7 protein-coding genes are annotated in these 6,653 nt (G+C 66.0%); 5 read left to right on the top strand and 2 right to left on the bottom strand.

Annotated features, from left to right (window positions below; all coding sequences use genetic code 11):
• Positions 1 to 857: EF-Tu/IF-2/RF-3 family GTPase (locus tag KXJ60_RS16160; RefSeq protein WP_291130269.1), on the top strand; the 857-nt coding region annotated here is incomplete at its 5' end.
• Here the strand turns inward: KXJ60_RS16160 and purN are convergent.
• Positions 858 to 1,451, bottom strand: coding sequence for a phosphoribosylglycinamide formyltransferase (purN, locus tag KXJ60_RS16155; RefSeq protein ID WP_291130267.1), 594 nt, complete (start codon positions 1,449 to 1,451; stop codon positions 858 to 860).
• Between the two features lie 14 nt (positions 1,452 to 1,465).
• Here purN and KXJ60_RS16150 point away from each other — a divergent pair, with 14 nt between their 5' ends.
• The 4 genes from KXJ60_RS16150 (at position 1,466) to KXJ60_RS16135 (ending at position 6,032) form a co-directional block, all read left to right on the top strand.
• Positions 1,466 to 2,197, top strand: a complete 732-nt coding sequence (locus KXJ60_RS16150) for a YceH family protein (protein WP_291130264.1) — start codon at positions 1,466 to 1,468, stop codon at positions 2,195 to 2,197.
• Between the two features lie 78 nt (positions 2,198 to 2,275).
• Complete coding sequence (locus KXJ60_RS16145; RefSeq protein WP_291130262.1) at positions 2,276 to 3,457, top strand: acyl-CoA dehydrogenase family protein; 1,182 nt, start codon at positions 2,276 to 2,278, stop codon at positions 3,455 to 3,457.
• 12 nt (positions 3,458 to 3,469) lie between these two features.
• Positions 3,470 to 4,585, top strand: coding sequence for an acyl-CoA dehydrogenase family protein (locus KXJ60_RS16140; RefSeq protein ID WP_291130259.1), 1,116 nt, complete (start codon positions 3,470 to 3,472; stop codon positions 4,583 to 4,585).
• 70 nt (positions 4,586 to 4,655) lie between these two features.
• Positions 4,656 to 6,032 carry an alpha/beta fold hydrolase gene (locus KXJ60_RS16135; RefSeq protein ID WP_291130255.1) on the top strand — a complete coding sequence of 459 codons (1,377 nt, stop codon included), beginning with the start codon at positions 4,656 to 4,658 and terminating at the stop codon, positions 6,030 to 6,032.
• Positions 6,033 to 6,052: 20 nt separating this feature from the next.
• Here the strand turns inward: KXJ60_RS16135 and KXJ60_RS16130 are convergent, their stop codons facing one another.
• Positions 6,053 to 6,610: an HNH endonuclease gene (locus tag KXJ60_RS16130; RefSeq protein ID WP_291130254.1), complete on the bottom strand. Its 558-nt coding sequence runs from the start codon at positions 6,608 to 6,610 to the stop codon at positions 6,053 to 6,055.
• Positions 6,611 to 6,653: the final 43 nt, after the last annotated feature.

Genomic DNA, 6,653 nt, shown 5'->3' with positions numbered 1-6,653 from the left:
CTGCGGTCAACAACTTCGGCGTGCGTGAAGTGCTCGACGCGCTCGTGGATCTCGCCCCTCCGCCCGGCGAACGCCCTGCCATTCAGCGTGTTGTGAAGCCCGAGGAAACCAAGTTCAGCGGCGTAGTGTTCAAGATCCAGGCCAACATGGACCCGGCGCACCGCGACCGCATTGCCTTCGTGCGCGTGGCCAGCGGCCACTTCGAGCGCGGCATGAAGCTCAAGGTGGTGCGTTCGGGAAAAGACTTGCGGCCCAACACCGTGGTGAGCTTTCTCTCACAACGGCGCGAGCTGCTCGACGAAGCGTTTGCCGGCGACATCATCGGCATCCCGAACCACGGCGTTTTGCAGCTGGGCGACACGCTCACCGAGGGCGAGAGCCTGCAGTTCACCGGGCTGCCGTTCTTCGCACCTGAAATCATCCGCAGCGTCGAAGTGGCCGACCCCTTGCGCAGCAAACAGCTGCGCGCGGGCCTGACGCAGCTGGGCGAAGAAGGCGCGATTCAGGTCTTCCGGCCCGTTGCCGGGTCCGTGCTGCTGCTGGGCGCCGTGGGTCAGTTGCAGTTCGAGGTGGTGGCGCACCGCCTGGAGCACGAGTACGGCGTGAAGGCGCGCATCATGAACAGCCCCTACCAGGTGGCGCGCTGGGTGACCTGTGCGCCTGAAGACGGCGGCGAGATCGAGCTCAAGCGCTTCATTGACGCCAACAGCCACCGCGTGGCACTGGACGCGGTGGACGCGCCCACGCTGCTGGTGGACCACGCGGCCACCCTGCGTGCGGTGGAAGCCAACTGGCCCAAGATCAAGTTCCACGCAATGCGCGAGCATGCGGGGCTGGTGTTCGCCAAGGGCGTCTGATCAGGCCTGCGCGAGCAGTCGTTCCACCGCACGCGGGTACATGAGGTGCTCTTGAGAAAGCACCCGCGCCGCGAGCGTCTCGGCTGTGTCGCCCGGCAGCACAGGCACCACTGCCTGGTCCAGGATGTCTCCATGGTCCAGCTCGGCGGTCACGCGGTGGACCGTGGCCCCTGCAAAACGGCAACCCATCTCGATGGCACGCTGGTGGGTCTTGAGGCCGGTGAAGGCCGGCAACAGGCTGGGATGGATGTTGATCAGCCGGCCCTCGTAATGCCGCACGAAGGCCGGCGTGAGGATGCGCATGAAGCCTGCCAGCACCACAAGAGTGGGCGCGTGGGCATCGATGGCCGCCATCAGCGCGGTGTCAAAGGCTTCTCGGCTGTCAAAGGCGGTGTGATCCAGCGAAGCGGTGGAAATGCCTTGCGCCTTAGCCCACACCAGCCCTTGTGCCGCGACCTTGTTGCTGATCACGGCCACCACGCGCGCGCCGAAGCGCTCTTGCCAGCGATGTGCCTGGGCGGTCTCCACAATGGCGGCCATGTTGGAGCCGCTGCCGGAGATCAGAATCACGATGTTTTTGTTCACGCCAGACATGGCCCGGAAGTGTAATGACCTCAGACCTGCAAACCTCCTCATCGGGCCGCCCGCGCGGTCACGACTTTCAACAGCGCCCCCTCTCCCCCGCCGAGGCTCGGGTGCTCGGCACACTGATGGAGAAGGCACGCACCGTGCCCGACAGCTACCCGCTCACGCTCAACGCGCTGGTGACCGGCTGCAACCAGAAGTCCAGCCGCGAACCGGTGATGAACCTGACCGACGCCCAGGTGCTGGAGGCGCTGGACGAGCTGCGCGGCCTGCACATGGTCATGGAAGGAAGCGGCAGCCGCGTGACGCGCTACGAACACAACTTTGCGCGCGCGGTGGGCGTGCCTGATCAATCGGCCGTGCTGCTGGGCATGCTGATGCTGCGAGGCCCGCAAACGGCTGGCGAACTGCGCCTGAACACCGAGCGCTGGCACAAGTTTCTGGACATCGCCTCGGTCGATGGCTTCCTGGAAGAACTGCAGGACCGCAGTGACGAGAAAGGTGGCCCGCTCGTGGTCAAGCTGCCGCGAGCGCCGGGTGCTCGCGAACAACGCTGGGCGCACCTGCTCTGCGGTCCCGTGGACACATCGACGCTAGCGACCCCGACCAGTTCATCGGGCAGCCAGGCGACCGAAGACGAGGTGATCGCCCTCACGCGCCGCCTGGCCACACTGGAAAACACCGTGGCCCAACTGCAGGCCCAACTGCAAAATCTGAGCGAGCAACTGGGCTTGTCGCAGCCCGGACAGCCCTAAAACGAACGGTCGTGCGAAACTGGCCGGCGTTGTTCAATCTGCCGGCACACACCTGTGCGGGCCACCAGGAGACACCGAATGGATTTGGCATTCACGCCCGAAGAACAGGCGTTTCGCGAAGAGATTCGCAGTTGGGTCAAGGCGAACCTGCCTGCCGAAATCGCCCACAAGGTTCACAACGCGCTGCGCCTGACGCGCGACGACATGCAGCGCTGGGCCAAGATCCTGGGCAAAAAAGGATGGCTCGGCTGGGGCTGGCCCAAGGAATTCGGTGGCCCGGGCTGGAACGCGGTGCAGAAACACCTCTTCGAAGAGGAATGCGCGCTGGCAGGCGCGCCCCGCGTGGTGCCTTTCGGCCCCGTGATGGTGGCACCGGTGATCATGGCCTTTGGCAACAAGGCCCAGCAGGAGCGCTTCCTGCCCGGCATCGCCAGCGGTGAGGTGTGGTGGAGCCAGGGCTACAGCGAGCCAGGTTCCGGTTCGGATCTGGCGTCGGTGAAGTGCCGCGCCGAGCGCCAGGGCGACAAATACATCGTCAATGGCCAGAAAACCTGGACCACGCTGGGCCAGTACGGCGAATGGATCTTCTGCCTCGTGCGCACCAGCAACGAGGGCAAGCCGCAAACCGGCATCTCGTTCCTGCTGATCGACATGAAATCGCCCGGCGTCTCGGTGCGCCCGATCAAGTTGCTGGATGGCGAGTGCGAGGTCAACGAGGTGTGGTTCGACAACGTCGAGGTGCCCGCCGAGAACCTGATCGGCGAGGAGAACAAGGGCTGGACGTACGCCAAGCACCTGCTCAGCCATGAGCGCACCAACATCGCCGACGTGAACCGCGCCAAGCGTGAACTGGAGCGGCTCAAGCGCATTGCCAAGACGGAAGGGGTCTGGGACGACAGCCGCTTCCGCGACCAGATTGCGCTGCTGGAGGTGGACGTCGTCGCGCTCGAAATGATGGTGCTGCGCGTGCTCTCGGCCGAGAAGTCGGGCAAGAACTCGCTGGACATTGCCGGCCTGCTCAAGATCAAGGGCAGCGAGATCCAGCAGCGCTACAGCGAACTCATGATGCTGGCGGCGGGCCCCTACAGCCTGCCCTTCATTGAAGAAGCCATGGACGCCGGCTGGCAGGGCGACTTCCCCGGCGGCGTGGTGGCCAACGCACCCCTGGCCTCGACCTACTTCAACATGCGCAAGACCACCATCTACGGTGGCAGCAATGAAGTGCAACGCAACATCGTCGCGCAGACCGTGCTCGGCTAAGGAGACTCTCAGATGGACTTCGATTTTTCCGACGACCAGGGCGCGTTGCGCGACGCGGTTCAGAAGTGGGTGGAGAAGGGTTACGACTTCGAGCGCCGCCGCACCATCGTGAATGGCGGCGGGTTTGACCGCGCTGTGTACAACGAGCTCGCCGAACTCGGCCTGACCGGCCTCTACGTGAGCGAGGACGACGGCGGCCTGGGCATGGGCCCCATTGAAGGCATGGTGGTGATGGAGGAGCTCGGCCGCGGCATCGTGCTCGAGCCGCTCGCGCAGACGCTCATCAGCTCCGGCCTGCTCAGTGGCTACGCGCCCGCGGCGCTCAAGGCGGCCTGGCTGCCGCGCGTGGCGAGCGGTGAAGCACTGGTGGTGCTCGCGCACCAGGAGCGCAAGGCGCGCTACCGGCTCGATGCATGTGCCACCACCGCCGCCCAGGTGGGCGACGGCTGGACCCTCTCGGGCACGAAGAACGTGGTCCCCGCCGCCGACCAGGCCGATGCCTTCATCGTGCCCGCCATGGCGGGCGGGCAGCTGGCACTGTTTCTCGTGGAGCGCGCGTCCTCGGGCGTGAGCACGACCGGCTACCGCACGCAGGACGGCGGCCGTGCCGGAGACGTGACGCTTCAGGCGGCGCCCGCTCAGCTCATCACCACCGACGGCCTGACGGCGCTGGAACACGGCGTGGACATCGGCATTGCCGCCGCCTGTGCCGAAGCGGTGGGCGTCATGGACCAGACCGTGGCCATCACGGTCGAGTACATGAACACGCGCAAGCAGTTTGGCGTGGCCATCGCCACCTTCCAGGCGCTGCGCCACCGTGTGTCAGACATGAAGATGCAGCTGGAACTGGCGCGCTCCATGAGCTACTACGCCAGCCTCAAGCTCAATGCGCCCGCCCCGGAGCGCCGTGCGGCCATGGCGCGCGCCAAGGTGCAGCTGGGCACCTCCATGCGCTTTGTGGGCCAGCAGGCGGTGCAACTGCACGGCGGCATCGGCGTGACGGACGAATACATCGTCAGCCACTATTTCAAGAAGCTCACGCAGCTGGAAATGACCTACGGCGACACCCTGCACCATCTGGGTGAAGTGTCCGCCCGCATGCAGGACACGGCAGGCGTGTTCGCCTGACCACCCGAGCGGCCCGCCTCCAGCGGGCCGCAGCGCTTCCGGCCCCCCTTTTCTCCGAGGAGACATTCCCGTGACGACCCGCCGCTCCCTGTTCGCCGCGCTCGCCAGCAGCCTCTTGCTGGGCGCGTGCGCCACCGCGCCGCAAGGCAACGTGCAGCCTCCCATCGTGTTTGTGCACGGCAATGGCGACTCCGCGTCCATCTGGCAGACCACGTTGTGGCGATTCGAATCAAACGGCTGGCCGCGGGAGCGCCTGCATGCCATTGACCTGCCTTACCCGCTGGCGCGCGACGACGACAGCAAGGCCCAGCCCGGACGCACGTCCACCACCGAACACATGGCCTTCCTGAAGGCCGAGGTGGACAAGGTGCTGAAAGCCACTGGCGCGGCGCAAGTGGTGCTGGTGGCCAACTCGCGCGGCGGATACGCGGTGCGCAACTACGTGCAGAACGGCGGTGGCGACAAGACGGTGAGCCATGCCATTCTGGGCGGCACGCCCAACCACGGTGTCTGGGCCACCAAAGGCTTTCGCGAAGCCAACGAGTTCGCAGGCACCGGACCCTTTCTCACGGCGCTGAATGCCCCCAAGAACGCCGCGGGTGACGAAGTCACAGGACCGGTGAAGTGGATGACGATCCGCTCCGACAACAACGACAAGTTCGCCCAGCCCGACGGCCTGTGGATCGGCGCCAGGGGAACGCCCACCAACGTGACCTTTGACGGACCCGCGCTCAAGGGCGCCAACAACGTGGTGCTGCCGCGCGTGGACCACCGGGAAACGTCCTTCGCGCCCGCCGCGTTCGATGCCATGCACCGATTCATCACCGGCCGGGCACCACAGACGACCGGCGTCACCGCACAAACGCCTGCTGTGCTCAACGGCAAGATCACCGGCCTGGGCCTGTCGCCCACCGACCCGGCCACCGGCAATTACTCGAACAACCTGCCGCTGCCCGGTGCACGGCTGGAGGTCTATGCCACGGACCCCGCCACCGGCGAGCGCCGAGGCGGCGCGGTGCACAGCAAGACCGTGGGGGCCGACGGCCTGTGGGGTCCGTTCCAGGCGCAGGCCGGTGTGCCTTATGAGTTCGTGGTGAGCGCGCCGGGCTACGCCACCACCCATATTTACCGCAGCCACTTCCCGCGCGGCAGCGATGTGATCCACCTGCGCGCCGAGCGCCGGGCCGACGCCGACAAGGCCGCCCAGTCCACCGTCACATTCACACGCCCGCGCGGCTACTTCGATGCCGAGCGCGACCAGATGCGGTTCGATGGCAAGGCGCTGCCTGGCGTGCCACCCACTGGCGCGGGGGTATCGAGCTCGAAGCTCAACGTGGCGGAGCCTGGCGTGCGCCCGGTCACCGCGGAGTTCAACGGCGAGAAGCTCACCGGCAGGACATGGCCGGCGAGCGAAAACCGCGTGGTGGTGCTGGAGCTGACCTACTGAGCCTGCCGGCGCCCGCCGGCTCAGGCGTGCAGACGGGACGTCTTGGGCAGGTGTGACATCAGGAACTCCATCTGGTCCGCCAGGATGCGGCGGTTGCGCAAGATGAAGTCTTCCCAGAGGCTGGGCACATAGGGGGTGTACAGCAGCCCCATGTGCGCCTGCTCGGGCGTGCGGTTGCCCTTGCGGTGGTTGCACGACTTGCAGGCCGTCACCACGTTCATCCAGGTGTCGCGCCCGTTCTGCCCCAGCGGCACGATGTGCTCGCGCGTCAAGGCCTCTTCATGGAAATGCTCGCCGCAGTAGGCGCACACATTGCGGTCGCGCGCGAACAGCTTGCTGTTGGTCAGCGTGGGTCGCAGGTCAAACGGATTGATGCGGGGCACGCCCTGCGTGCCGATGATGGAATTGACCGTGATGATGGACTGACGCCCGGTCATCGCGTTGTGTCCGCCATGAAACACCGCGATCTCGGCCCCCATTTCCCAGCGCACTTCATCGGCCGCGTAGTGCAACACGGCTTCTTCGAGGCTGATCCACGACTGCGGCAGACCCTGCGCAGAGAGCTTCAAGACCTTCAAGACGGGCTCCTTCCATTGAACAAGTCAGCGGGGAGAGGCGGCC

Origin of the sequence: Hydrogenophaga sp. (assembly GCF_019264445.1) — a bacterium.
Taxonomy (GTDB): Bacteria; Pseudomonadota; Gammaproteobacteria; order Burkholderiales; family Burkholderiaceae_C; genus Hydrogenophaga.
The sequence above is the reverse complement of the archived record's forward strand: the minus strand, read 5'-3'. Positions and strand labels throughout refer to the sequence as shown.

Bases quoted from the DNA above. Each gene is read 5' to 3' on its own strand.
- KXJ60_RS16150 (WP_291130264.1), top strand. From the start codon at position 1,466: ATGACCTCAGACCTGCAAACCTCCTCATCGGGCCGCCCGCGCGGTCAC.
- purN (WP_291130267.1), bottom strand. From the start codon at position 1,451: ATGTCTGGCGTGAACAAAAACATCGTGATTCTGATCTCCGGCAGCGGC.
- KXJ60_RS16145 (WP_291130262.1), top strand. From the start codon at position 2,276: ATGGATTTGGCATTCACGCCCGAAGAACAGGCGTTTCGCGAAGAGATT.
- KXJ60_RS16140 (WP_291130259.1), top strand. From the start codon at position 3,470: ATGGACTTCGATTTTTCCGACGACCAGGGCGCGTTGCGCGACGCGGTT.